Raw genomic sequence first — 24,533 nt, 5'->3', positions numbered from 1 at the left:
ACGGGTGGCGCCGTAATTCCCATTGACATTCCCCGTACGCTGAAGGCATGTCGTCGCGTCGCAGGACCTGTCCCGAGTGCCGTCGGGAGATCGCCGTCGTCGCCGGGCGGTTCGCGCGGCACGATCCGCCCGGGGCGCGGGCCGCCGGGGAGCTGATCTCCTGCCCCGGCTCCCGGCGGTCCGCCGGGCCGGACGCCGCCCAGCCCGCGCTGGACGGCTACGCCGTGCCCGAGTTCCCCGGGCAGCTCCCCCTCTTCTGAACCTTCCGGACGGCCGGGGCCCCGCCGCCCCACGCCCTCCGGCCGCCGGTCAGTTCCCGGCGACCGCCTTCACCGCCACCGACACCGGCGCCGAACCGCTGATCAGCTCCAGGGTCAGGCCCGCCGTCGCCGGGGTGTCCAGGAGCTCCGCGAGGACCGCCGCCACGTCGTCGCGCGGGACCGGGCCGCGGCCCGTCGCCGCCTCCAGACGCACCAGACCCGTACCTGCGTCGTCCGTCAGCCGCCCCGGCCGCAGGATCGTCCACTCCAGGGCCGAGTGACCGCGGACGTACGCGTCGGCCGCGCCCTTGGCCCGCAGATAGACGTCGAACACCTCGTCCCCGGGGTGTTCGGGATCGGCGCCCATCGAGGAAACGACGACATAGCGGCGTACGCCCGCGCGCGCGGCCGCGTCCGCGAGCAGCACCGCGGCGCCCCGGTCCACGGTCTCCTTGCGGTCCGTCCCGCTGCCCGGACCCGCGCCCGCCGCGAACACCACCGCGTCGGCGCCCCGCAGCAGTCCGGCGACCTCGTCCTCCGACGCGGACTCCAGATCGCACACGAGCGGTTCGGCGCCGGCCGCCCGCAGGTCGTCGGCCTGCTCCGCCCGGCGGATGATCCCCGCCACCTCGTCGCCACGCGCGGCGAGCAACCGCTCCAGCCGCAGCGCGATCCGACCATGACCCCCAGCGATGACAATGCGCATGATTCCGACGGTACGCCGGGAGCGGCACTCCCGCCGCCGTACGCCCCGGCGCGCACCGAACCCGGCCGTGCGCCCCCGGCACCGGGCTCGCCACCCGGGCCCTCTACGACACCCCGCCCCGCCCCTGCCGAGGCAGCCCCAGCGCCGCCGTCGCCGCCGAGTCGCAGTACTCGCGCACCGCGCTGGTCCGCGCCACCACGCGCCCCCGGTGCACCACGATCCTGCTGTACGCGAGCGACAGCGCGCCCGCCAGGTCCGTGCCGCGCACCGCGAGCAGCTCGGCCGGGAACCCCGCCTCGACCCGTACCTCCGGCAGCCCCAGCGCGGCGCGCGCCGCCGTGCTCACCGCCTCGTACGCCGTCTCCGGGCGCAGCCCCTGGCGCGAGGCCAGCAGGTAGGCGGCCTCCAGCGGGTCGCCCCGGCCGACCGGGTTGGACACGTCCCGCAGCGCCCCGCTGCCCGCCGCCACCCGCACCCCGGCCGCGCGCAGCAGCCGTACGGGAGGCGTCCCGCGCAGGCCGGCCGCGCCGCAGCCGCCCTGCGGCAGACAGACCACGCCGACGCCGGCCGCCGCCAGCTGGTCGGCGACCCGGGCCGCGGCCTCCTCCGGCAGCCCGGCCAGGCCCCCGCAGGGGCCCAGCGTCACGCCGGGCCGCAGCCCGCCCGCCATCGCCGCGATCCGCGTGAGCCGCGCCGGGTCGGCGGCGTCGGTGTGCAGGTCGACGGGGAGGCCGTGCTCGGAGGCGACCTCCAGGACCGCCTCCACGTATCCCGCCGGATCCGGGTCGGTGTCCGGGCAGCCGCCGACGACCGCCGCGCCCATCTTCACCGCGTCCCGCAGCAGCGCGAGCCCGTCCGCGCCGGCCACCCCGGTCAGTACGCGGGGCATCGCCACCGCCGTCAGCTCGGCGAGCCCGCGCAGGGAGCGGCGGGCCAGGAGTACGGCGGCGAGCGCCTCGAGCCCCCGCACCTCGCCGACCCGTACGTGCGAGCGCAGCGCCGTGGCACCGTGCCCGAGTTGCAGCAGTGCGGCCTCGGTGGCCCGCCGCTGGACGTCCTCGGCGTCGGAGTCGGGCGGGCCGTCGCCGTCGGCGGACAGGGCGGTGTCGCCGTGGGCGTGGGGTTCGGCGGGGGCGGGGAGGAGCAGGTAGCCGCCGAGGTCGAGGCGGGAGCCGGACGGCCCGGGCACCAGGCTGCCGGGGGTGCCGACCGCCTCGATCCGGTCGCCGCCCAGCCGTACGTCCACCGTCCGGCCGTCGGCGAGCCGGGCCCCGCACAGCAGCAGTCCGGCCGGCCCGGCGGCGGGGAACCCCGGGGCCGCCGAGGGGGCCGGGAAGGGGGAGCGGGGCGGCTGTGGGCGCTCGTCGGGCATCGCACTCCTGGGATCGGGCGCCACGAGGCGGCACGGGCGGACGCGTGAGGCGGAAGGGCCAAGATAAGCCCAAGTAGCGCCGCTACGAGGGCTTCCACACGGCACGGCGAGAGCACGCACCGAACGCCGCTCCTTCTCCCACGGAGATCCATCAGAAGGACCCTAGGACGGCGGCTCGGCGGTGACGGGGAGGAGCGAAATAGTCGTACCGGTGTGGCTCCAGGGGCCCACGAGACCGCCGGGACGGGCCCGGGAACCCGGCCGCCGCAAGCCCTGGAGCCCCGCGGGTACGGGGGAGGAACCGCCGCCGGGACGGGCCCGCGAGACGGCCCGGAACAGGTCGGGCCCCACGGCACGAAACGGATTTGGGCGAACGGCGGGCGACCGTGTAATGTCTTCATCGCTCGCCCCAATAGCTCAGTCGGCAGAGCGTCTCCATGGTAAGGAGAAGGTCAACGGTTCGATTCCGTTTTGGGGCTCTGGTGAGTGAGGTTCCCGTCGCAAGACGGGCTCCGATCGCACCGCAGCGGTGTAGCTCAGTCGGTAGAGCAAGCGGCTCATAATCGCTGTGTCACCGGTTCAAGTCCGGTCACCGCTACTCTCAGTAGCCGATTGCGGGGTCGGTCCTTCGATCGGCTACTCTTTTCTGCGTTCATTCAAGTCAACCGTTCGTCAAGGAGCACTCACGTGGCTGCCACCGACGTCCGCCCGAAGATCACGCTGGCCTGCGTGGAGTGCAAGGAGCGGAACTACATCACCAAGAAGAACCGGCGTAACAACCCGGACCGACTGGAGATGAAAAAGCACTGCCCGCGTTGCAACGCGCACACCGCGCACCGCGAAACGCGATAAACAAGGCTCGTACACGAGGCCGCCCCCGCAGTCCGGGGGGCGGCCTCGCGTCGTTTTGTACGCTCGGCCCACCCAAGCGTTCGTCCAGCCACTCACCCAGCAGCAGGAGGTGCCGAGCCGATGGCGCTCGACCAGTCCTTCGTGGGGCGGTCCTACCCGCCCACCGACCCCTACGAGGTGGGCCGGGAGAAGATCCGTGAGTTCGCGGAGGCCGTGGGGGACGCCAACCCGGCGTACACCGACCCCGAGGCCGCCAGGGCGCTCGGGCACGCCGACGTGATCGCCCCGCCGACCTTCGTCTTCGCGATCACGTTCAAGGCCGCGGGCCAGGTCGTCGAGGACCCGCGGCTCGGACTGGACTACAGCCGCGTCGTGCACGGCGACCAGAAGTTCGCCTACACCCGCCCGGTGCGCGCCGGCGACCGGCTCACGGTCACCTCGACCATCGAGGCGGTCAAGTCCCTGGCGGGCAACGACATCCTGGACATCCGCGGCGAGGTGCACGACGAGTCGGGCGAGCACGTGGTGACCGCCTGGACCAAGCTCGTGGCCCGCGCGGCCGCAGAGGAGGCGTGAGGACGATGACGGCGAAGATCGCGTACGCCGACGTCGAGGTGGGCACCGAGCTGCCCGCGAGGACGTTCCCGGTGTCCCGCGCCACCCTGGTCCGGTACGCCGGTGCCTCCGGCGACTTCAACCCGATCCACTGGAACGAGCGGTTCGCCAAGGAGGTCGGACTGCCGGACGTCATCGCGCACGGCATGTTCACCATGGCCTCGGCGGTCCGCGTGGTCACCGACTGGGCCGGCGACCCGGGCGCGGTCGTCGAGTACGGCGTCCGCTTCACCAAGCCGGTGGTCGTCCCGGACGACGACAAGGGCGCGCTCATCGAGGTCAGCGCCAAGGTCGCCGCCAAGCTCGACGACAACACCGTCCGCGTGGACCTGACCGCGACCAGCGCCGGGCAGAAGGTCCTGGGCATGTCCCGCGCGGTCGTCCGGCTGGCCTGAAGTACGCCGGAACGCGGACGGGCCCGCACCCCTTCGAGGGGGCGGGCCCGTCCGCGTACCGGCGTTCCGGCCGGGCTACGCGTGGCCGTCCCAGTACACCGGGTGGTAGCTCGTGTCGCCCTTCACCTTCACGACCCACATGCGGATCGGGGTGTCCTCCTTGATGTCGCCGGTCTTCCAGGCCGAGCAGTAGAACGAGCTGTGCCCGCGGGTGCTCACCGTGCGGTCGATGTCGCCGTCCCGGCCGATGTCGAGCCGCACCTCGATGCCCCAGCCGTCCGCGATGCTGTCGCACGCCTGGATCGAGTCGCCCGGGGTGGCGTCGCCGTACTGGTCGGTGCCGGGGTCCTGCGACCAGGCCCCCCAGCCGCCGCCCTCGTACGCCCCATAGGTCTTGATCGTCTGGGCGCTGGCCGCGTTGGCCGTCACGACCACCAGTCCGAGCGCGCCCACGAGCAGGGAGGCGGAGCGCATCCAGCGGGTACGCGACTTCTCCGGCTTCACGTGCTGTTCCCCTTCCGTCGGTCGGCGGCTTCCGCTCCGGTCCGAGGGCCGCCTGCGGCGACCCGGTCGCGGTGCCCGCCGAGGTCGCCCTGATCCTAGGGGCGGCTGGTTGACCCTCACATGCCATTTTCGGCGACCGCTTGACGTAGTTAGTGATTGAGCACTAACTTACTCGCATGGTCAGGATGAGCGCGGAGGAGCGGCGCGAGAGCGTCATCCGTGCGGCGACGAGCGAGTTCGCCCGCGGCGGTTACCACGGCACGTCCACCGAGGCGATCGCCAGACGCGTCGGGGTGTCGCAGCCGTACCTCTTCCGGCTCTTCCCGGACAAGCGGGCGATCTTCCGCGCGGCGACCGAACGCTGTACGGCCGAGATCACCGCGACGTTCGAGCGGGCGTCGGAGGGGCTGGAGGGCGAGGAGGCCCTGCATGCCATGGCCAACGCCTATACGGAGCTCATCGCCGACCGGCCCGAGCTGTTGCAGTTGCAGATGCAGATGTACGTCGCCGTGGCCGCCGCCGAGCAGGACGGCGACCGGGAGTTCGGCGAGGCCGTGCGGGCCGAGTGGATGAACATGTGGGACACCGTCCACCTCCCGCTCGGCGCGGACATCGACGAGACGACGACCTTCCTGGCGTACGGGATGCTCGTCAACTGTCTGGTCGCCATGGGGTTCCCGCCCGAGCACCGGGTGTGGGAGGGGCTGTACCCGTCGGCCAGGGTCAAGGGCCGGCTGGAGAAGTAGGGGACGGGGCGGGGGCTTGCGGGTCCGCCGTTCCGTGACGCGTGGGGCCATGAGCCGTGCCGTCGTCTGTCCAGGAAAGTTAGTGGTCAATTACTAAGTTGGGGGAGTCGCCGTGTCACAGCAGACCGCACGCCGGGGAGGGACCGTCTGGGCCCTCCTCCTCACCAGCGCCGCCGGCTTCATGGCGTCGCTCGACAACCTCGTCGTCACCACCGCCCTGCCCTCCATCCGCGAGGATCTCGGCGGCAAGCTGGACGACCTGGAGTGGACCGTGAGCGCCTACACGCTCACCTTCGCCGTCCTCCTCATGTTCGGCGCCGCGCTCGGCGACCGGTTCGGCCGCCGGCGGCTCTTCCTGGCCGGGCTCACCGTCTTCACCGGTGCCTCGGCCGCCGCGGCCATGGCACCCGGCATCGACTCGCTGATCGCCGCCCGGGCCGTGCAGGGCGTCGGGGCGGCCGTCATGATGCCGCTCACCCTGACCCTGCTCACCGCCGCCGTGCCCGCCGCCAAGCGCGGCATGGCCTTCGGCATCTGGGGCGCCGTCAACGGACTCGCCGTCGCCTCCGGACCCCTCATCGGCGGCAGCCTCACCGAACACGTGTCCTGGCACTGGATCTTCTGGCTGAACGTGCCGATAGGCCTCGCCCTGCTGCCGCTCGCCCGGCTGCGCCTCGCCGAGTCCCACGGCACCGGGGCCCCGCTCGACCCGACCGGCACCGTGCTCGTCAGCGGTGGCCTCTTCGGCATCGTCTACGGACTGGTCCGCGGGCCCGCCGACGGCTGGACCAGCGGCCTGGTGCTGACCGGGCTGTTCGCGGGGGCCGCGCTGCTGGCCGGGTTCGTGGTGCACGGGGCGCGGGCCGCCCACCCCATGCTGCCGATGCGGCTGTTCCGCTCCCGCGCCTTCTCCGGCATCAACGCGGCCAGCCTGCTGATGTTCCTCGGCATGTTCGGCTCGATCTTCCTGCTCAGCCAGTACATGCAGGGGGTGCTCGGGTACTCGCCCACCGAGGCGGGGCTGCGGATGCTGCCGTGGACGGGCATGCCGATGCTGATCGCGCCGGTCGCGGGCTATCTCGCCGACCGGATCGGAGGACGGCCGGTCGTCGCCGCGGGGCTCTTCCTCCAGGCGCTGGGGCTCGGGTACCTCGCCGCGGTGGTCACGGCCGACGTGTCGTACGCGGCGCAGTTGCCGGGGCTGATCGTGAGCGGCGTGGGGATGTCCCTGTACTTCGCGCCGGCCTCGCATCTCGTGATGTCGAGCGTGCGGGTGGGGGAGCAGGGGATCGCCTCCGGGGCGAACAACGCGTTGCGTGAGGTCGGGGGCGCGCTCGGAGTCGCCGTGATGTCGTCGATCTTCGCGGCGCAGGGGGGTTACGAGACGGCGGCGTCGTTCGTGGACGGGCTGCGGCCGGCGCTGGTGGTGGGGGCGGGGGTCGTCGCCCTCGCGGGCGGGGCGGCGCTGCTGATCCCGGGGCGGCGGTCGGCAGGGGCCGTGGTGGAGGAGAAGGTCGCCGTGCGGGGGGATGTGCTGGAGGTGGTGGAGGGCTGAGGGCGGGTGGGGTGCGGGCGGTGGGGGTTTTCGCCCCCGCCGCCCCTGCCCTTCCCGTTCTGAAGGGGCTGTGCCCCTTCGACCCCCTGGGCGCCTTCCGGCTCGGGGGGTTCTTCGTTCGTCGGCGGGTGCGGGCCTGTTGTGGTCGATCGCGCGGTTACCCGCGCCCTTGGAGGGCACCGTAGGCTTGTCCGGTGCAGGTACTTCATGATGCTTCGCTCGCGCCCCTGACCACCTTTCGGCTCGGGGGGTCCGTGGACCGGTTGGTCACCGCGGACTCCGACGCCGAGGTGGTCGAGGCCGTGCGGGAGGCCGATGGTTCCGGGACGCCGTTGTTGCTGATCGGCGGGGGATCGAATCTCGTCGTCGGGGACAAGGGGTTCGCCGGGACCGCGCTGCGCATCGCCACCCGCGGGATCGCGCTCGACGGGAACCGGCTGGAGGTCGCGGCGGGCGAGGTGTGGAGCGACGTCGTCACGCGCACCGTCGAGGCCGGGCTCGCCGGGATCGAGTGCCTCGCCGGAATCCCCGGCTCCGCCGGCGCGACCCCCGTGCAGAACGTCGGCGCGTACGGCCAGGAGGTCTCCGCCACCCTCACCGAGGTGATCGCCTACGACCGGCGCGCGGGCGAGACGGTGACCCTCACCAACGAGGAGTGCGCCTTCTCCTACCGGCACAGCCGCTTCAAGGCCGACCCCGAGCGGTACGTCGTCCTGCGCGTCCGGTTCGCACTGGAGGACGCCGGCGGGCTGTCGGCACCCCTGAGGTACGCCGAGACCGCGCGGGCGCTGGGCGTCGAGCCGGGGGAGCGCGTGCCGCTCGCCGACGCGCGCGAGACCGTGCTCAAGCTGCGCGCCGGCAAGGGCATGGTGCTGGACCCCGAGGACCACGACACCTGGTCCGCCGGGTCCTTCTTCACCAACCCGATCCTCGACGACGAGGCCTTCGCGGTGTTCCGCACGCGGGTACGGGAGCGGCTCGGCGACGGCGTCGAGCCCCCGGCCTACCCGGCGGGAGACGGCCGCACCAAGACCTCGGCGGCCTGGCTGATCGACAAGGCAGGCTTCACCAAGGGCTACGGCAGCGGCCCCGCCCGCATCTCCACCAAGCACACCCTCGCCCTCACCAACCGGGGCGGGGCCACCACCGAGGACCTCCTCGCGCTGGCCCGCGAGGTCGTCACCGGCGTCCGCGAGGCGTTCGGCATCACCCTCGTCAACGAGCCGGTGATGATCGGCGTCGATCTCCAGGCGTAGCGGAGGGAACGGCGGCCGGCGGGGCCGCGAGCCAGGCGTCGATCTCCGCCAGAAGCCCGGCCCGTACGTCCTCCGGCGCCGCCGAACCCCGTACCGACTGGCGGGCCAGCTCCGCCAGCTCCGCGTCGGTGAAGCCGTGGTGGCGGCGGGCGATCTCGTACTGGGCCGCCAGGCGTGAGCCGAACAGCAGCGGGTCGTCGGCGCCCAGCGCCATCGGCACGCCCGCCTCGAACAGCGTGCGCAGCGGGACGTCCTCCGGCTTCTCGTAGACGCCGAGCGCCACGTTCGACGCCGGGCACACCTCACAGGTCACGCCCGCCTCGGCCAGACGCGCCAGCAGCCGCGGGTCCTCCGCCGCCCGGACGCCGTGGCCGAGCCGGCCGGCGTGCAGGTCGTCGAGGCAGTCGCGGACCGAGGAGGGGCCGCTCAGCTCGCCGCCGTGCGGGGCCGACAGCAGACCGCCCTCGCGCGCGATGGCGAACGCGCGGTCGAAGTCGCGGGCCATGCCGCGCCGTTCGTCGTTCGACAGCCCGAAGCCGACGATGCCCCGGTCCGCGTACCGCACCGCCAGCCGGGCCAGCGTGCGAGCGTCCAGCGGGTGCTTCATGCGGTTCGCGGCCACCAGGACGCGCATGTCGAGGCCCGTGTCCCGGCGCGCCGAGTCGACCGCGTCCAGGATGATCTCCAGCGCCGGGATCAGCCCGCCCAGGCGCGGGGCGTACGACGTCGGGTCCACCTGGATCTCCAGCCACCGGGAGCCGTCCCGCAGATCCTCCTCGGCCGCCTCCCGCACCAGCCGCCGGATGTCGTCCGGCTCCCGCAGGCACGAGCGGGCGGCGTCGTACAGCCGCTGGAAGCGGAACCAGCCGCGTTCGTCCGTCGCCCGCAGTCTCGGCGGCTCGCCGCCGAGGAGGGCCTCGGTCAGCGCGTCGGGCAGGCGCACGCCGTACTTGTCGGCGAGTTCCAGCAGGGTGGCGGGCCGCATCGACCCGGTGAAGTGCAGATGCAGATGGGCCTTCGGCAGCTCGGAGACATCGCGGGCACCGCGTTGCTCGGAGAGTTCACGTACACGCTCCATTGCATGATCCTGCCGCACGCCCGGCCCGTCCCGGTACCGCTTTCCCCGATAGTGGTCTTGCTCGCACAGACGAACGCGGGCCAACCCACTCACATGAGTAGGTTGGCCCGCACGCGCGCGTGGAGGTCGAGAACCTCAGTCCCGCGCCTCCGCCAGCAGCTTCTGGACGCGGCTCACGCCCTCGACGAGGTCCTCGTCGCCGAGCGCGTACGACAGCCGCAGATAGCCCGGCGTGCCGAAGGCCTCGCCCGGGACGACCGCGACCTCGGCCTCCTCCAGGATGAGCGCGGCCAGCTCCACCGTGGACTGCGGGCGCTTGCCGCGGATCTCCTTGCCGAGGAGTTCCTTGACCGAGGGGTACGCGTAGAAGGCGCCCTCCGGCTCGGGGCAGAGCACGCCGTCGATCTCGTTGAGCATCCGCACGATGAGCTTGCGGCGCCGGTCGAAGGCCTCGCGCATCTGTGCGACCGCGGACAGGTCACCGGAGACGGCGGCCAGCGCGGCGACCTGGGCCACGTTGTTCACGTTCGACGTGGCGTGCGACTGGAGGTTGGTGGCCGCCTTGACGACGTCCTTGGGGCCGATGATCCAGCCCACCCGCCAGCCCGTCATCGCGTACGTCTTGGCCACGCCGTTGACGACGACGCACTTGTCGCGCAGCTCGGGCAGGAGCGCCGGGAGCGACGTGAACGTGGCGTCGCCGTAGACGAGGTGCTCGTAGATCTCGTCGGTGAGCACCCACAGGCCGTGCTCGACGGCCCAGCGGCCGATCGCCTCCGCCTCGGCCTCTCCGTAGACCGCGCCCGTCGGGTTGGACGGGGAGACGAACAGCACGCACTTGGTCTTCTCGGTGCGCGCGGCCTCGAGCTGCTCCACGCTCACCCGGTAGCCGGTGGTCTCGTCCGCGACGACCTCCACCGGGACGCCGCCGGCCAGCCGGATCGACTCGGGGTACGTCGTCCAGTACGGAGCCGGGACGATGACCTCGTCGCCCGGGTCGAGGATCGCGGCGAAGGCGTTGTAGATGGCCTGCTTGCCGCCGTTGGTGACGAGGATCTGCGACGGGTCGACCTCGTAGTGCGAGTCGCGCAGCGTCTTCGCGGCGATCGCGGCCTTCAGCTCGGGCAGCCCGCCGGCCGGGGTGTACCGGTGGTACTTCGGGTTCTTGCACGCCTCGACGGCGGCCTCGACGATGTAGTCCGGCGTCGGGAAGTCGGGCTCACCGGCGCCGAAGCCGATCACCGGGCGCCCGGCGGCCTTGAGGGCCTTCGCCTTGGCGTCCACGGCGAGGGTGGCGGATTCGGAGATCGCGCCGATGCGCGCGGAGACCCGGCGCTCGGTGGGAGGGGTTGCAGCGCTCATGGCACCCATCGTTCCAGACCGGAAACCGCCCCGGCACGCGGGTTTCACGGACTGAACACGGAGTGGACAGCGGGCGGACAACCATACGTATCCGCCGCGCGCGGCGGGAGCCCGATCACCGTACGGGCGCTTTCCGTTCGACGCCCGGCCGTGGACCACGTACACTCCTACGTCGTTGGCCTCCTGCGGGCCGCGTCGAGCCGGTGCACGCCTGGCACTCGGACGGATGCGGTACGTTGGGGGACGGACAAAGGGTCGTAGCTCAATTGGTAGAGCACTGGTCTCCAAAACCAGCGGTTGGGGGTTCAAGTCCCTCCGGCCCTGCTACACACTCCTTCATCGAGGATGTGTGCTGCAGAGTACGTACTTCATGCACCCGCCGTGCGGCTCAACCGGGCGCGGCACGGCCACGACCCGGGATCAGGTGAGGATGAATGACGGACGCCGTGGGCTCCCTCGACACGCCTGACGCCCAGGACGAGGTGACGGAGAGCAAGAAGGGGCGCAAGGGTGGCAAGCGGGGCAAGAAGGGCCCGCTCAAGCGCCTCGCCCTCTTCTACCGCCAGATCGTCGCGGAACTCCGCAAGGTCGTCTGGCCGTCGCGCAACCAGCTGACGTCGTACACCACCGTGGTGATCTTCTTCGTTGCCATCATGATCGGTCTGGTGACCGTGATTGACTATGGCTTCAACCACGCAGCGAAGTACGTCTTCGGCTGAGCCCGGAGCGAAGGGCGCCGTGTCCGGCGCCCCTTTCGCATGTTCCACCCCTCTGTATCCAGGAAGAAGCAGCCACAGTGTCTGACCCGAACCTGAACGACGCCATCGAGCCGGTCGAGTCCGTGGAGGACGAGCTCGACACCGTCGAGGGCGCGGACACCGGGGACGCCGAGGAGTCCACCGAGGCCCAGGCTGCCGAGGCCGCCGCACACGAGGCCGCCGCCGAGCACGCCGCCGGCGACGAGGACACCGTCGAGGACGACGACACCGTCGAGGACGCCGAGGACGACGACACGGCGGTGGCGGACACCGACGAGACGGACACCGACGACGAAGCGGCCGTCGAGGCCGAGCCGGAGCCCGTGCTCGACCCGGTCGCCGCGCTCCGCGAGGAGCTGCGCACGCTGCCCGGCGACTGGTACGTGATCCACACCTACGCGGGCTACGAGAAGCGCGTGAAGGCCAACCTGGAGCAGCGCGCCGTCTCGCTGAACGTCGAGGAGTTCATCTACCAGGCCGAGGTGCCCGAGGAAGAGATCGTCCAGATCAAGAACGGCGAGCGCAAGACCGTCCGGCAGAACAAGCTGCCCGGTTACGTCCTCGTCCGGATGGATCTGACGAACGAGTCCTGGGGCGTCGTCCGCAACACCCCCGGCGTCACGGGCTTCGTGGGCAACGCCTACGACCCGTACCCGCTCTCCCTGGACGAGATCGTGAAGATGCTCGCCCCGGAGGCCGAGGAGAAGGCCGCCCGCGAGGCCGCCGAGGCCGAGGGCAAGCCGGCCCCGCAGCGCAAGGTCGAGGTCCAGGTGCTGGACTTCGAGGTCGGCGACTCGGTCACCGTCACCGACGGCCCCTTCGCCACCCTCCAGGCGACCATCAACGAGATCAACGCCGACTCGAAGAAGGTCAAGGGCCTCGTCGAGATCTTCGGCCGCGAGACCCCGGTCGAGCTGAGCTTCGACCAGATCCAGAAGAACTGACCTTCTGGTTCCCCCACGTCCGAGCAGGTCAGACGGTCGCCTCGGTGACCGTCTGACCTGCTCGGTTTTCAGCCGCACATGTATACCCGTTATCGTTGTGCGGTATGCCTGCGTCCGGGTGGTCCCCGGAGGCGGGCAGGACCCGAATCGAAAGGACCCGGAGAGCCATGCCTCCCAAGAAGAAGAAGGTCACGGGGCTCATCAAGCTCCAGATCCAGGCCGGTGCCGCCAACCCGGCTCCGCCGGTCGGCCCCGCGCTGGGTCAGCACGGTGTCAACATCATGGAGTTCTGCAAGGCCTACAACGCCGCGACCGAGTCGCAGCGCGGCTGGGTCATCCCGGTGGAGATCACGGTCTACGAGGACCGTTCCTTCACCTTCATCACCAAGACGCCGCCGGCCGCCAAGATGATCCTCAAGGCCGCGGGCGTGGAGAAGGGCTCCGGCGAGCCGCACAAGACCAAGGTCGCCAAGATCACCCAGGCGCAGGTCCGCGAGATCGCCCAGACCAAGCTGCCCGACCTCAACGCCAACGACCTGGACGCTGCCTCGAAGATCATCGCGGGCACCGCGCGTTCCATGGGCGTCACGGTCGAGGGCTGAACCACCCTCGGGCGACCCCAGCCCCGTAGTACCCGTAGCACCGTGGCAGGGCCTGCTCGGCCCGTACCACGACTCCTCAAACGAACACAGGAGCAGTTGTGAGCAAGCGCAGCAAGGCTCTCCGCGCTGCGGACGCCAAGATCGACCGGGAGAAGCTGTACGCCCCGCTCGAGGCCGTCCGTCTCGCCAAGGAGACCTCCACCTCGAAGTTCGACGGCACCGTCGAGGTCGCCTTCCGCCTGGGTGTCGACCCGCGCAAGGCGGACCAGATGGTCCGTGGCACCGTGAACCTCCCGCACGGCACCGGCAAGACCGCCCGGGTCCTGGTCTTCGCGACCGGTGACCGTGCCGAGGCCGCGCGTGCCGCGGGCGCCGACATCGTCGGCGCCGACGAGCTCATCGACGAGGTGTCCAAGGGCCGCCTGGACTTCGACGCCGTCGTCGCCACCCCGGACCTCATGGGCAAGGTCGGCCGCCTGGGCCGCGTGCTCGGTCCCCGTGGTCTGATGCCGAACCCGAAGACCGGCACCGTCACCCCGGACGTCGTGAAGGCCGTCAACGACATCAAGGGCGGCAAGATCGAGTTCCGCGTCGACAAGCACTCGAACCTGCACTTCATCATCGGCAAGGCGTCCTTCGACGACACCAAGCTGGTGGAGAACTACGGTGCGGCGCTGGAGGAGATCCTCCGGCTGAAGCCGTCCGCCGCCAAGGGCCGGTACATCAAGAAGGCCGCCCTCAGCACCACGATGGGCCCGGGCATCCAGCTCGACCCGAACCGCACCCGCAACCTCCTCGTCGAGGAGGACCCGGCCGCGGTCTGAGCCGACGGCTCGCCCCAGCGGTCACACCGACGGGCCTCGCACCTTCCTGGGTGCGGGGTCCGTTTGTTTTTTGTTCAACGAATTGGCGTAAATGCCGGGCGGCGGCGGTCGGCCTCATGGAAAATCGTAAGATCATTCGAACTTCCTGTGGCGATCTCATGTCCTGTCTGTACGCGAGCCATCGGTCGCCTGTGTTCCATGGGGGAAACATGAACAACAGATCCGTACGTCTGCCCGTCGGCGCGGGGCTGGCCGCCCTGCTGCTGGCCGCAGGAGCGGTGAGCTGCGGCAAGGGCGAGGAGGCGGCGGACAAGTCCCCCGCCATGACGCCGGCGGCGGCCGTGGCGAAGGTCGCGAAGAAGTCGGAACAGATCACGTCCATGCACTACCGCATGAAGGGCAGCATCCCGGGGCAGGGCCGCATCGAGGCGGAGGCCGACATGCGGATGAAGCCCGAGCCCGCGATGAGCATGAGGATGTTCCTGCCCGGGAAGACCGACCTGCCCATGGAGGTCCGGCTCATCGACAAGGCCATCTACGTCGACGGGGGCGAAGACGCCGCCAAGGAGATGGACGGCAAGAACTGGATCAAGTTCGATTTGTCCGGGACGGAGGCCGGAAAGCAACTGGACCAGATGGGCGGACTGGGCGCGGCCTCCCAGGCCGAGCAGAGCCCGACGGCCCAGTCGAACATCCTCGCCGGCGCCGACGACGTCAAGAAGATCGACACCGTGACCGTCGGAGGCGTCAGGACCACGCACTACAGGGGCACCGTCGCCGTGGACGACATGGAGAAGCCGGCCTTCACGAAGAGCGGGGTGACCGAGGAGCAGCGCCGCAAGGCCGTCGAGCAGTACCGGACGATGGGCGTCGACAGACTCACCATGGACATGTGGGTCGGCGGCGACGACCGCATGAAGCAGTTCCGCATGCGGGCCGACGCCGACAAGGGGCCGATGGACATGACCTTCACCGTCCTCGACTACAACAAGCCCGTGAAGGTCACCGCCCCGCCGGCCGGGAAGACCGCCGACCTGGCCGAGATGCTGAAGGGGCTCCAGGACGCCTGAGCCGCGTGTCCCGAGCCGCGGAACGGGGCGGATTTGCCTGCCGCCGTCCCGTTCCCGTACGCTTCCACAGAAGCCAAAGACCGCTGGTCGTTGCCGTGCGCTCGTAAGAGGGCGCGGTGGCCGAAGGATCCGCTGAACAGCGGACGACCCGCGCAGGTGACAGTGGATGAGTTCCCTTCGGTCCGCGCCCCGGGCGTGTGACAAAAGGTCGAGCCACGCCCCGTGCGCCTGCGCCGGGGCGTTTCGTTTTCCCCAGTCCTCCTTCGGGTCCGCGCGGTCCGAATCACCCGGAAGGAGGCCGAGGCTCTATGGCGACGCCCGAAAAGGCTGCCGCGGTTGCCGAGCTGACGGACAAGTTCCGCAGCTCCAACGCCGCCGTGCTGACCGAGTACCGCGGTCTCACCGTGGCGCAGCTCAAGACGCTGCGCCGTTCGCTCGGTGAGAACGCCCAGTACGCCGTGGTGAAGAACACGCTGACCAAGATTGCGGCCAACGAGGCCGGGATCACGCTCGACGACCAGCTCTTCGCTGGTCCGACGGCCGTCGCCTTCGTCACCGGTGACCCGGTGGAGTCGGCGAAGGGTCTGCGCGACTTCGCCAAGGACAACCCGAATCTTGTCATCAAGGGCGGTGTCCTTGACGGCAAGATGATGTCCGCCGACGAGATCAAGAAGCTCGCGGACCTCGAGTCCCGCGAGGTTCTGCTCTCCAAGCTGGCAGGTGCCTTCAAGGGCAAGCAGTCCCAGGCTGCTCAGCTCTTCCAGGCGCTCCCCTCGAAGCTCGTCCGCACCGTGGACGCGCTCCGTGCCAAGCAGGACGAGCAGGGCGGTGCCGAGTAATTCGGCTCGCTTTCTGACCCGGGCCGCCTGAACACGGCACGGGTCGCAGCGGGCCCGACGTACGCCCGCCACACCCCGTACATCCGGCACCTGCCGAATTAGTGGAAGGACCGCCATCATGGCGAAGCTCAGCCAGGACGACCTGCTCGCCCAGTTCGAGGAGATGACCCTCATCGAGCTCTCCGAGTTCGTGAAGGCCTTCGAGGAGAAGTTCGACGTCACCGCCGCCGCCGCGGTCGCCGTCGCGGGCCCGGCCCAGGGTGGCCCGGCCGCCCCGGTCGAGGAGGAGAAGGACGAGTTCGACGTCATCCTCACCGGTGCCGGCGACAAGAAGATCCAGGTCATCAAGGTCGTGCGCGAGCTGACCTCCCTCGGCCTGAAGGAGGCCAAGGACCTGGTCGACGGTGCGCCGAAGCCGGTTCTGGAGAAGGTCAACAAGGAGGCCGCGGACAAGGCGAAGGAGTCCCTCGAGGGCGCCGGCGCGTCGGTCGAGGTCAAGTAAGACCTCACCTCTCGTTCGCAGAGAAGCCCGCGTGGAGCACTGGCTCCGCGCGGGCTTCCCGCGTTCCCGGCGCCCTGGAGAGGGGCGTGGGGGACTGCGCGGAACGGGGCCGGAGTCCCGTGCCGGGGGTGCGGGGGCGGAGCCCCTGTAACGCCCGCGCACCCAGGAGCGATCATCCAATCGGGTGGTCGCTCACCGGCATTCCGAGGCGCCGGCGGCAGCCGCCTTGCACCCCCCGCCCCGGGGGGTAGGGTGATCTTCGTCGTGCCTCCAGGCACCCCTCGGTGCCTGCTGCACATGACGACGGCAGCAACCGGTTTGGGCAAGGGGGGCCTTGACGAACCGCACGCAGCGCGCAATTCTCAGGACGCGTCGTCACAACGATCCGAATCCGAGGCATGGATCGGCGACGAAGAGGGCAGTATCGATGTGCATCGAGGGCGTGGCTTGCCGCAGGTGTTGAGGAACAACGAGGGCCTCCGAGTGCCCGTAGACCCGCACTGGACATCAGTGTGCCAACTGGCTACACTGTCCCTTTGCGCTGCCTGTTAGCTGCTTCCTGCCCGTCACCAGGAGCATGCCCTCATTCGAGCCCGGCGACTGGATCGTCCCTGACCTGGCCTTTTGGCCGACCTCAGGAACCCCTGTCCCGGTGTCCCGGTGAGGTACCGGGACGCGCGTAGTGAGTCCGAGCCCTCGGAAGGACCCCCTCTTGGCCGCCTCGCGCAACGCCTCGACCGCGAATACGAACAACGCTGCCAGCACCGCCCCGCTGCGCATCTCCTTTGCAAAGATCAAGGAGCCCCTCGAGGTTCCGAACCTTCTCGCGCTGCAAACCGAGAGCTTCGACTGGCTGCTCGGCAACGACGCGTGGAAGGCTCGCGTCGAGTCGGCTCTGGAGTCCGGTCAGGACGTCCCCACCAAGTCCGGTCTGGAGGAGATCTTCGAGGAGATCTCCCCGATCGAGGACTTCTCCGGGTCGATGTCGCTGACCTTCCGCGACCACCGCTTCGAGCCGCCGAAGAACAGCATCGACGAGTGCAAGGAGCGCGACTTCACGTTCGCCGCCCCGCTCTTCGTCACCGCCGAGTTCACCAACAACGAGACCGGCGAGATCAAGTCCCAGACCGTCTTCATGGGCGACTTCCCGCTCATGACGAACAAGGGCACCTTCGTCATCAACGGCACCGAGCGTGTCGTGGTGTCGCAGCTGGTCCGTTCGCCGGGCGTCTACTTCGACTCCTCCATCGACAAGACGTCCGACAAGGACATCTTCTCGGCCAAGATCATCCCGTCCCGGGGTGCCTGGCTGGAGATGGAGATCGACAAGCGCGACATGGTCGGTGTGCGCATCGACCGCAAGCGCAAGCAGTCCGTCACCGTCCTGCTCAAGGCGCTCGGCTGGACGACCGAGCAGATCCTCGAGGAGTTCGGCGAGTACGAGTCCATGCGCGCCACCCTGGAGAAGGACCACACCCAGGGCCAGGACGACGCGCTGCTCGACATCTACCGCAAGCTGCGTCCGGGCGAGCCCCCCACGCGGGAGGCCGCGCAGACGCTGCTCGAGAACCTCTACTTCAACCCCAAGCGCTACGACCTCGCCAAGGTCGGCCGCTACAAGGTCAACAAGAAGCTGGGCGCCGACGCGCCGCTGGACGCCGGCATCCTGACCGTCGAGGACATCATCTCGACGATCAAGTACCTGGTGCAGCTGCACGCCGGTGAGACCGAGACCGTCGGGGACAACGGCCAGCCGGTCGTCGTCGAGACCGACGACATCGACCACTTCGGCAACCGCCGTCTGCGCAGCGTCGGCGAGCTCATCCAGAACCAGGTCCGCACGGGTCTGGCGCGGATGGAGCGCGTGGTGCGCGAGCGCATGACGACCCAGGACGTCGAGGCGATCACGCCGCAGACCCTGATCAACATCCGGCCGGTCGTCGCCTCCATCAAGGAGTTCTTCGGCACCAGCCAGCTGTCGCAGTTCATGGACCAGAACAACCCGCTGTCGGGTCTCACCCACAAGCGCCGTCTGTCGGCCCTTGGCCCGGGTGGTCTCTCCCGTGAGCGGGCCGGCTTCGAGGTCCGTGACGTGCACCCCTCGCACTACGGCCGCATGTGCCCGATCGAGACGCCCGAAGGCCCGAACATCGGTCTGATCGGCTCGCTCGCCTCCTACGGCCGGGTCAACGCGTTCGGCTTCGTCGAGACGCCGTACCGCAAGGTCGTCGACGGCCAGGTCACCGACGAGGTGGACTACCTGACCGCCGACGAGGAGGACCGCTTCGTCATCGCGCAGGCCAACGCCACGCTCAACGACGACATGCGGTTCGCCGAGGCCCGCGTCCTGGTCCGCCGCCGCGGCGGCGAGGTCGACTACGTCGGCCCCGAGGACGTGGACTACATGGACGTCTCGCCGCGCCAGATGGTGTCGGTCGCGACCGCCATGATCCCGTTCCTGGAGCACGACGACGCCAACCGTGCCCTCATGGGCGCGAACATGATGCGTCAGGCTGTGCCCCTCATCAAGAGCGAGGCCCCGCTCGTCGGCACCGGCATGGAGTACCGCTCCGCCGTCGACGCCGGCGACGTGGTCAAGGCCGAGAAGGACGGTGTGGTCCAGGAGGTCTCCGCGGACTACATCACCACCGCCAACGACGACGGCACGTACATCACGTACCGCCTGGCCAAGTTCTCCCGGTCCAACCAGGGCACCTCGGTCAACCAGAAGGTCATCGTCAACGAGGGCGACCGCGTCATCACGGGCCAGGTGCTCGCCGACGGCCCGGCCACCCAGAACGGCGAGATGGCGCTCGGCAAGAACCTGCTCGTCGCGTTCATGCCGTGGGAGGGTCACAACTACGAGGACGCGATCATCCTGTCGCAGCGCCTCGTCCAGGACGACGTCCTCTCCTCGATCCACATCGAGGAGCACGAGGTCGACGCCCGTGACACCAAGCTCGGCCCCGAGGAGATCACCCGGGACATCCCGAACGTCTCCGAGGAGGTCCTCGCCGACCTCGACGAGCGCGGCATCATCCGCATCGGTGCCGAGGTCATCGCCGGCGACATCCTGGTCGGCAAGGTCACGCCCAAGGGCGAGACCGAGCTGACCCCGGAGGAGCGCCTGCTGCGCGCCATCTTCGGCGAGAAGGCCCGTGAGGTCCGCGACACCTCGCTGAAGGTGCCGCACGGCGAGACCGGCAAGGTCATCGGCGTGCGCGTCTTCGACCGTGAGGAGGGCGACGAGCTTCCCCCCGGTGTGAACCAGCTGGTGCGCGTGTACGTGGCGCAGAAGCGCAAGATCACCGACGGTGACAAGCTCGCCGGCCGGCACGGCAACAAGGGCGTCATCTCCAAGATCCTGCCGATCGAGGACATGCCGTTCCTGGAGGACGGCACCCCGGTCGACATCATCCTCAACCCCCTCGGCGTCCCGTCCCGCATGAACCCGGGACAGGTCCTGGAGATCCACCTCGGCTGGCTCGCCAGCCGCGGCTGGGACGTCTCCGGCCTCGCGGAGGAGTGGGCGCAGCGGCTCCAGGTCATCGGCGCCGACAACGTCCAGCCCGGCACCAACGTCGCCACCCCGGTGTTCGACGGCGCCCGTGAGGACGAACTGGCGGGTCTGCTCCAGCACACCATCCCCAACCGGGACGGCGAGCGCATGGTGCAGCCCACCGGCAAGGCGAGGCTGTTCGACGGCCGCTCCGGCGAGCCGTTCCCGGCGCCGATCTCGGTCGGCTACATGTACATCCTCAAGCTGCACCACCTGGTCGACGACAAGCTGCACGCCCGTTCGACCGGTCCGTACTCGATGATCACCCAGCAGCCGCTGGGTGGTAAGGCCCAGTTCGGTGGCCAGCGCTTCGGCGAGATGGAGGTGTGGGCGCTGGAGGCGTACGGCGCCGCGTACGCCCTCCAGGAGCTGCTGACCATCAAGTCCGACGACGTCACCGGCCGCGTGAAGGTCTACGAGGCCATCGTCAAGGGCGAGAACATCCCCGAGCCCGGCATCCCCGAGTCCTTCAAGGTGCTCATCAAGGAGATGCAGTCCCTGTGCCTCAACGTGGAGGTGCTGTCCAGCGACGGCATGTCCATCGAGATGCGCGACACCGACGAGGACGTCTTCCGCGCGGCGGAGGAGCTCGGCATCGACCTGTCCCGGCGCGAGCCGAGCAGCGTCGAAGAGGTCTGACGGGAGTCAGGCGGGGCCTCTCGTGCAGAGGCCCCGCCGATCCCGCGACCCCCGTTTCAGACCACAGACTTACAACCCTGAGAGGGATTGACGCATAGTGCTCGACGTCAACTTCTTCGACGAGCTCCGGATCGGCCTGGCCACCGCTGACGACATCCGTCAGTGGAGCCACGGCGAGGTCAAGAAGCCCGAGACGATCAACTACCGCACCCTCAAGCCGGAAAAGGACGGGCTCTTCTGCGAGAAGATCTTCGGCCCCACCCGGGACTGGGAGTGCTACTGCGGCAAGTACAAGCGCGTCCGCTTCAAGGGCATCATCTGTGAGCGCTGCGGCGTCGAGGTGACCCGCGCCAAGGTGCGCCGTGAGCGGATGGGCCACATCGAGCTGGCCGCTCCCGTCACCCACATCTGGTACTTCAAGGGCGTTCCGTCGCGCCTCGGTTACCTGCTCGACCTCGCTCCGAAGGACCTGGAGAAGGTCATCTACTTCGCGGCGTACATGATCACGTACGTCGACGAGGAGCGCCGCACCCGCGACCTGCCCTCCCTGGAGGCGCACGTCTCCGTCGAGCGGCAGCAGGTCGAGAACCGCCGCGACGCCGACCTGGAGGCCCGCGCCAAGAAGCTCGAGACCGACCTGGCCGAGCTCGAGGCCGAGGGCGCCAAGGCCGATGTGCGCCGCAAGGTGCGCGAGGGCGCCGAGCGCGAGATGAAGCAGCTGCGCGACCGCGCGCAGCGCGAGATCGACCGCCTCGACGAGGTGTGGACCCGGTTCAAGAACCTCAAGGTCCAGGACCTCGAGGGCGACGAGCTGCTCTACCGCGAGCTGCGCGACCGCTTCGGCACCTACTTCGACGGCTCGATGGGTGCCGCGGCGCTCCAGAAGCGCCTGGAGTCCTTCGACCTCGACGAGGAGGCCGAGAGGCTCCGCGAGATCATCCGCACCGGCAAGGGCCAGAAGAAGACCCGTGCCCTGAAGCGGCTGAAGGTCGTCTCCGCGTTCCTCCAGACCTCCAACAGCCCCAAGGGCATGGTCCTGGACTGCGTCCCGGTCATCCCGCCGGACCTGCGTCCGATGGTGCAGCTGGACGGTGGCCGCTTCGCGACCTCCGACCTGAACGACCTGTACCGCCGTGTCATCAACCGCAACAACCGCCTGAAGCGGCTTCTCGACCTCGGCGCGCCCGAGATCATCGTGAACAACGAGAAGCGCATGCTCCAGGAGGCCGTCGACGCGCTCTTCGACAACGGCCGCCGCGGCCGCCCGGTCACGGGCCCCGGCAACCGTCCGCTGAAGTCGCTGTCCGACATGCTCAAGGGCAAGCAGGGCCGCTTCCGTCAGAACCTGCTCGGCAAGCGCGTGGACTACTCCGCGCGTTCCGTGATCGTCGTCGGTCCGCAGCTCAAGCTGCACCAGTGCGGTCTGCCGAAGGCGATGGCGCTGGAGCTGTTCAAGCCGTTCGTGATGAAGCGCCTGGTCGACCTGAACCACGCGCAGAACATCAAGAGCGCCAAGCGCATGGTCGAGCGCGGCCGCACCGTGGTGTACGACGTCCTCGAAGAGGTCATCGCCGAGCACCCGGTGCTGCTGAACCGTGCGCCCACCCTGCACCGCCTCGGCATCCAGGCCTTCGAGCCGCAGCTGGTCGAGGGCAAGGCCATCCAGATCCACCCGCTCGTCTGCACCGCGTTCAACGCGGACTTCGACGGTGACCAGATGGCCGTGCACCTGCCGCTGTCCGCGGAGGCGCAGGCCGAGGCCCGCATCCTGATGCTGTCCTCGAACAACATCCTCAAGCCCGCCGACGGCCGTCCGGTGACGATGCCGACCCAGGACATGGTCCTCGGTCTGTTCTTCCTCACCACCGACGGCGAGATGCGGGACACCAAGGGCGAGGGCCGGGCCTTCGGCTCCACCGCCGAGGCGACCATGGCGTTCGACGCCGGCGAGCTGGCCCTCCAGTCGCCCGTCGACATCCGCTTCCCGGTGGGCACCATCCCGCCGCGCGGCTGGACCCCGCCGGTCTCCGAGGAGGACGACGCCGACGCCGCCGCCTGGCAGCAGGGCGACCCGTTCCGCCTGCGGACCACGCTGGGCCGCGCGCTCTTCAACGAGCTGCTGCCCGAGGACTACCCGTTCGTCGACTACTCGGTGGGCAAGAAGCAGCTCGGCGAGATCGTCAACGACCTGGCCGAGCGTTACCCGAAGGTGGTCGTGGCGGCGACGCTCGACAACCTGAAGGCGGCCGGCTTCTACTGGGGCACCCGCTCCGGCGTCACCGTGGCCATCTCCGACGTCGTCGTTCCCGAGGCGAAGAAGGAGATCGTCAAGGGCTACGAGGCGCAGGACGAGAAGGTCCAGAAGCAGTACGAGCGCGGTCTGATCACCAAGGAAGAGCGCACGCAGGAGCTCATCGCGATCTGGACCAAGGCGACCAACGAGGTCGCCGAGGCGATGAACGCGAACTTCCCGAAGACGAACCCCATCTTCATGATGGTCGACTCGGGTGCGCGCGGAAACATGATGCAGATGCGTCAGATCGCCGGTATGCGCGGTCTGGTGTCCAACGCCAAGAACGAGACGATCCCGCGTCCCATCAAGGCGTCCTTCCGTGAGGGCCTCTCCGTCCTGGAGTACTTCATCTCCACGCACGGTGCCCGTAAGGGTCTGGCGGACACCGCCCTGCGTACGGCCGACTCGGGTTACCTCACCCGTCGTCTGGTCGACGTCTCGCAGGACGTCATCATCCGCGAGGAGGACTGCGGCACCGACCGCGGTCTGCGCCTCAAGATCGCCGAGCGCGGTGCGGACGGCGTGCTGAGCAAGACCGAGGACGTCGAGACGTCCGTGTACGCGCGCTGCCTCGCCGAGGACATCGTCGTCGAGGGCAAGGTGCTGGCCCCGGCCGGCACCGACCTGGGCGACGTCCTCATCGAGGAGCTCGTCAGGCACGGCGTCGAGGAGGTCAAGACCCGCTCGGTCCTGACCTGCGAGTCCGCCGTCGGCACCTGCGCCATGTGCTACGGCCGTTCGCTGGCCACCGGCAAGCTGGTCGACATCGGTGAGGCGGTCGGCATCATCGCCGCCCAGTCCATCGGTGAGCCCGGCACCCAGCTGACGATGCGTACCTTCCACACCGGTGGTGTGGCCGGTGACGACATCACGCAGGGTCTGCCGCGTGTCGTCGAGCTCTTCGAGGCCCGTACCCCGAAGGGTGTCGCCCCGATCTCCGAGGCCTCCGGCCGGGTGCGGATCGAGGAGACCGAGAAGACCAAGAAGATCGTCGTCACCCCGGACGACGGCAGCGACGAGACGGCGTTCCCGATCTCCAAGCGTGCCCGTCTGCTGGTCTCCGAGGGCGACCACGTCGACGTGGGCCAGAAGCTCACGGTGGGTGCCACCAACCCGCACGACGTGCTGCGCATCCTCGGTCAGCGCGCGGTCCAGGTGCACCTGGTCGGCGAGGTCCAGAAGGTCTACAACTCGCAGGGCGTGTCGATCCACGACAAGCACATCGAGATCATCATCCGGCAGATGCTCCGCCGGGTGACGATCATCGAGTCCGGCGACGCGGAGCTGCTGCCGGGCGAGCTCGTCGAGCGCGGCAAGTTCGAGACCGAGAACCGTCGTGTGGTCCAGGAGGGCGGACACCCGGCCTCCGGCCGTCCGCAGCTGATGGGTATCACCAAGGCCTCGCTGGCGACGGAGTCCTGGCTGTCGGCCGCCTCCTTCCAGGAGACGACCAGGGTCCTGACGGACGCGGCGATCAACGCCAAGTCCGACAGCCTCATCGGCCTCAAGGAGAACGTCATCATCGGTAAGCTCATCCCGGCCGGTACGGGTCTGTCCCGCTACCGCAACATCCGGGTCGAGCCGACCGAGGAGGCCAAGGCGGCGATGTACTCGGCCGTCGGCTACGACGACATCGACTACTCGCCGTTCGGCACGGGCTCCGGCCAGGCGGTGCCGCTGGAGGACTACGACTACGGTCCGTACAACCAGTAAGCGGTCGGTAGGCGCGGTCGAGGGCCGCGCCGGCGGTTCGTGAGCACGCGACGGGCGGTCACCCCCAGGGGTGGCCGCCCGTCGGCGTG

The 24,533-nt window shown here is 69.7% G+C and carries 21 protein-coding genes and 3 tRNA genes; 19 read left to right on the top strand and 5 right to left on the bottom strand.

The window, feature by feature from the left end; translation table 11 throughout:
• The first annotated feature begins 47 nt into the window (after positions 1 to 47).
• Complete coding sequence (locus tag IO29_RS20030) at positions 48 to 260, top strand: hypothetical protein (RefSeq protein ID WP_030380890.1); 213 nt, start codon at positions 48 to 50, stop codon at positions 258 to 260.
• Positions 261 to 309: 49 nt separating this feature from the next.
• On the opposite strand, the gene IO29_RS20025 is transcribed toward IO29_RS20030, so the two are convergent.
• Both IO29_RS20025 and IO29_RS20020 read right to left on the bottom strand, forming a co-directional pair.
• The gene (locus IO29_RS20025) at positions 310 to 966 is read right to left on the bottom strand and encodes an SDR family oxidoreductase (protein ID WP_030380889.1); all 657 of its coding nucleotides are present in this window, start codon (positions 964 to 966) and stop codon (positions 310 to 312) included.
• A gap of 103 nt (positions 967 to 1,069) precedes the next feature.
• Positions 1,070 to 2,338, bottom strand: a complete 1,269-nt coding sequence (locus tag IO29_RS20020; protein WP_030380888.1) for an amidohydrolase family protein — start codon at positions 2,336 to 2,338, stop codon at positions 1,070 to 1,072.
• Between the two features lie 406 nt (positions 2,339 to 2,744).
• On the opposite strand from IO29_RS20020, the gene IO29_RS20015 reads away from it, so the two are divergent.
• The 5 genes from IO29_RS20015 (at position 2,745) to IO29_RS19995 (ending at position 4,200) form a co-directional block, all read left to right on the top strand.
• Positions 2,745 to 2,817 (top strand) — tRNA-Thr (locus IO29_RS20015).
• Between the two features lie 46 nt (positions 2,818 to 2,863).
• A tRNA-Met gene (locus IO29_RS20010) sits at positions 2,864 to 2,936 on the top strand.
• An 89-nt stretch (positions 2,937 to 3,025) separates the two neighbouring features.
• Positions 3,026 to 3,190 (top strand): 50S ribosomal protein L33, encoded by a 165-nt coding sequence (gene rpmG / locus IO29_RS20005; protein WP_003948671.1) that lies wholly within the window; start codon positions 3,026 to 3,028, stop codon positions 3,188 to 3,190.
• Positions 3,191 to 3,310: 120 nt separating this feature from the next.
• Positions 3,311 to 3,766, top strand: a complete 456-nt coding sequence (locus IO29_RS20000; protein WP_030380887.1) for a MaoC family dehydratase N-terminal domain-containing protein — start codon at positions 3,311 to 3,313, stop codon at positions 3,764 to 3,766.
• Positions 3,767 to 3,771: 5 nt separating this feature from the next.
• Positions 3,772 to 4,200: a MaoC family dehydratase gene (locus IO29_RS19995; RefSeq protein WP_030380886.1), complete on the top strand. Its 429-nt coding sequence runs from the start codon at positions 3,772 to 3,774 to the stop codon at positions 4,198 to 4,200.
• A 75-nt stretch (positions 4,201 to 4,275) separates the two neighbouring features.
• On the opposite strand, the gene IO29_RS19990 is transcribed toward IO29_RS19995, so the two are convergent.
• The gene (locus tag IO29_RS19990) at positions 4,276 to 4,704 is read right to left on the bottom strand and encodes a hypothetical protein (RefSeq protein ID WP_420705390.1); all 429 of its coding nucleotides are present in this window, start codon (positions 4,702 to 4,704) and stop codon (positions 4,276 to 4,278) included.
• Positions 4,705 to 4,880: 176 nt separating this feature from the next.
• Here IO29_RS19990 and IO29_RS19985 point away from each other — a divergent pair, with 176 nt between their 5' ends.
• The 3 genes from IO29_RS19985 to IO29_RS19975 all read left to right on the top strand — a co-directional run bounded on the left by IO29_RS19985 (position 4,881) and on the right by IO29_RS19975 (position 8,261).
• Entirely contained in the window at positions 4,881 to 5,450 is a 570-nt protein-coding gene (locus IO29_RS19985) for a TetR/AcrR family transcriptional regulator (protein WP_030380884.1), read from the top strand.
• Between the two features lie 112 nt (positions 5,451 to 5,562).
• Positions 5,563 to 7,005 (top strand): DHA2 family efflux MFS transporter permease subunit, encoded by a 1,443-nt coding sequence (locus IO29_RS19980; RefSeq protein WP_030380883.1) that lies wholly within the window; start codon positions 5,563 to 5,565, stop codon positions 7,003 to 7,005.
• Between the two features lie 194 nt (positions 7,006 to 7,199).
• Positions 7,200 to 8,261: a UDP-N-acetylmuramate dehydrogenase gene (locus tag IO29_RS19975; RefSeq protein ID WP_030380882.1), complete on the top strand. Its 1,062-nt coding sequence runs from the start codon at positions 7,200 to 7,202 to the stop codon at positions 8,259 to 8,261.
• Here IO29_RS19975 and IO29_RS19970 read toward each other — a convergent pair.
• Positions 8,221 to 9,339 (bottom strand): adenosine deaminase, encoded by a 1,119-nt coding sequence (locus IO29_RS19970; protein WP_033226081.1) that lies wholly within the window; start codon positions 9,337 to 9,339, stop codon positions 8,221 to 8,223. The two genes, IO29_RS19975 and IO29_RS19970, sit on opposite strands and share 41 nt — an antisense overlap.
• 135 nt (positions 9,340 to 9,474) lie before the next feature.
• Positions 9,475 to 10,701, bottom strand: a complete 1,227-nt coding sequence (locus IO29_RS19965; protein WP_030380880.1) for a pyridoxal phosphate-dependent aminotransferase — start codon at positions 10,699 to 10,701, stop codon at positions 9,475 to 9,477.
• A gap of 251 nt (positions 10,702 to 10,952) precedes the next feature.
• Between IO29_RS19965 and IO29_RS19960 the strand changes: the two genes are divergently transcribed.
• From IO29_RS19960 to IO29_RS19915, 10 genes are all read left to right on the top strand, one after another.
• Positions 10,953 to 11,025: transfer RNA gene (locus tag IO29_RS19960), tRNA-Trp, on the top strand.
• Positions 11,026 to 11,135: 110 nt separating this feature from the next.
• Positions 11,136 to 11,420, top strand: a complete 285-nt coding sequence (gene secE / locus IO29_RS19955; RefSeq protein ID WP_030380879.1) for a preprotein translocase subunit SecE — start codon at positions 11,136 to 11,138, stop codon at positions 11,418 to 11,420.
• A 77-nt stretch (positions 11,421 to 11,497) separates the two neighbouring features.
• Positions 11,498 to 12,403 carry a transcription termination/antitermination protein NusG gene (nusG, locus tag IO29_RS19950; RefSeq protein WP_030380878.1) on the top strand — a complete coding sequence of 302 codons (906 nt, stop codon included), beginning with the start codon at positions 11,498 to 11,500 and terminating at the stop codon, positions 12,401 to 12,403.
• Between the two features lie 167 nt (positions 12,404 to 12,570).
• The gene (rplK, locus tag IO29_RS19945; protein ID WP_030380877.1) at positions 12,571 to 13,005 is read left to right on the top strand and encodes a 50S ribosomal protein L11; all 435 of its coding nucleotides are present in this window, start codon (positions 12,571 to 12,573) and stop codon (positions 13,003 to 13,005) included.
• Between the two features lie 98 nt (positions 13,006 to 13,103).
• The gene (gene rplA, locus IO29_RS19940; protein ID WP_030380876.1) at positions 13,104 to 13,829 is read left to right on the top strand and encodes a 50S ribosomal protein L1; all 726 of its coding nucleotides are present in this window, start codon (positions 13,104 to 13,106) and stop codon (positions 13,827 to 13,829) included.
• A 209-nt stretch (positions 13,830 to 14,038) separates the two neighbouring features.
• A complete protein-coding gene (locus IO29_RS19935; RefSeq protein ID WP_030380875.1) occupies positions 14,039 to 14,899 on the top strand; it encodes an SCO4651 family lipoprotein in 861 nt (286 codons plus the stop codon).
• A gap of 308 nt (positions 14,900 to 15,207) precedes the next feature.
• Entirely contained in the window at positions 15,208 to 15,738 is a 531-nt protein-coding gene (gene rplJ / locus IO29_RS19930; RefSeq protein ID WP_030380874.1) for a 50S ribosomal protein L10, read from the top strand.
• A gap of 118 nt (positions 15,739 to 15,856) precedes the next feature.
• Positions 15,857 to 16,240, top strand: a complete 384-nt coding sequence (rplL, locus tag IO29_RS19925; RefSeq protein WP_030380873.1) for a 50S ribosomal protein L7/L12 — start codon at positions 15,857 to 15,859, stop codon at positions 16,238 to 16,240.
• A 712-nt stretch (positions 16,241 to 16,952) separates the two neighbouring features.
• A complete protein-coding gene (gene rpoB, locus IO29_RS19920; protein ID WP_030380872.1) occupies positions 16,953 to 20,438 on the top strand; it encodes a DNA-directed RNA polymerase subunit beta in 3,486 nt (1,161 codons plus the stop codon).
• A gap of 97 nt (positions 20,439 to 20,535) precedes the next feature.
• A complete protein-coding gene (locus IO29_RS19915) occupies positions 20,536 to 24,444 on the top strand; it encodes a DNA-directed RNA polymerase subunit beta' (protein WP_030380871.1) in 3,909 nt (1,302 codons plus the stop codon).
• The last annotated feature ends 89 nt before the right edge of the window (positions 24,445 to 24,533 follow it).

It is taken from the genome of Streptomyces sp. NRRL F-6676, from assembly GCF_000725625.1.
GTDB lineage: Bacteria > Actinomycetota > Actinomycetes > Streptomycetales > Streptomycetaceae > Streptomyces.
The sequence above is the reverse complement of the archived record's forward strand: the minus strand, read 5'-3'. Positions and strand labels throughout refer to the sequence as shown.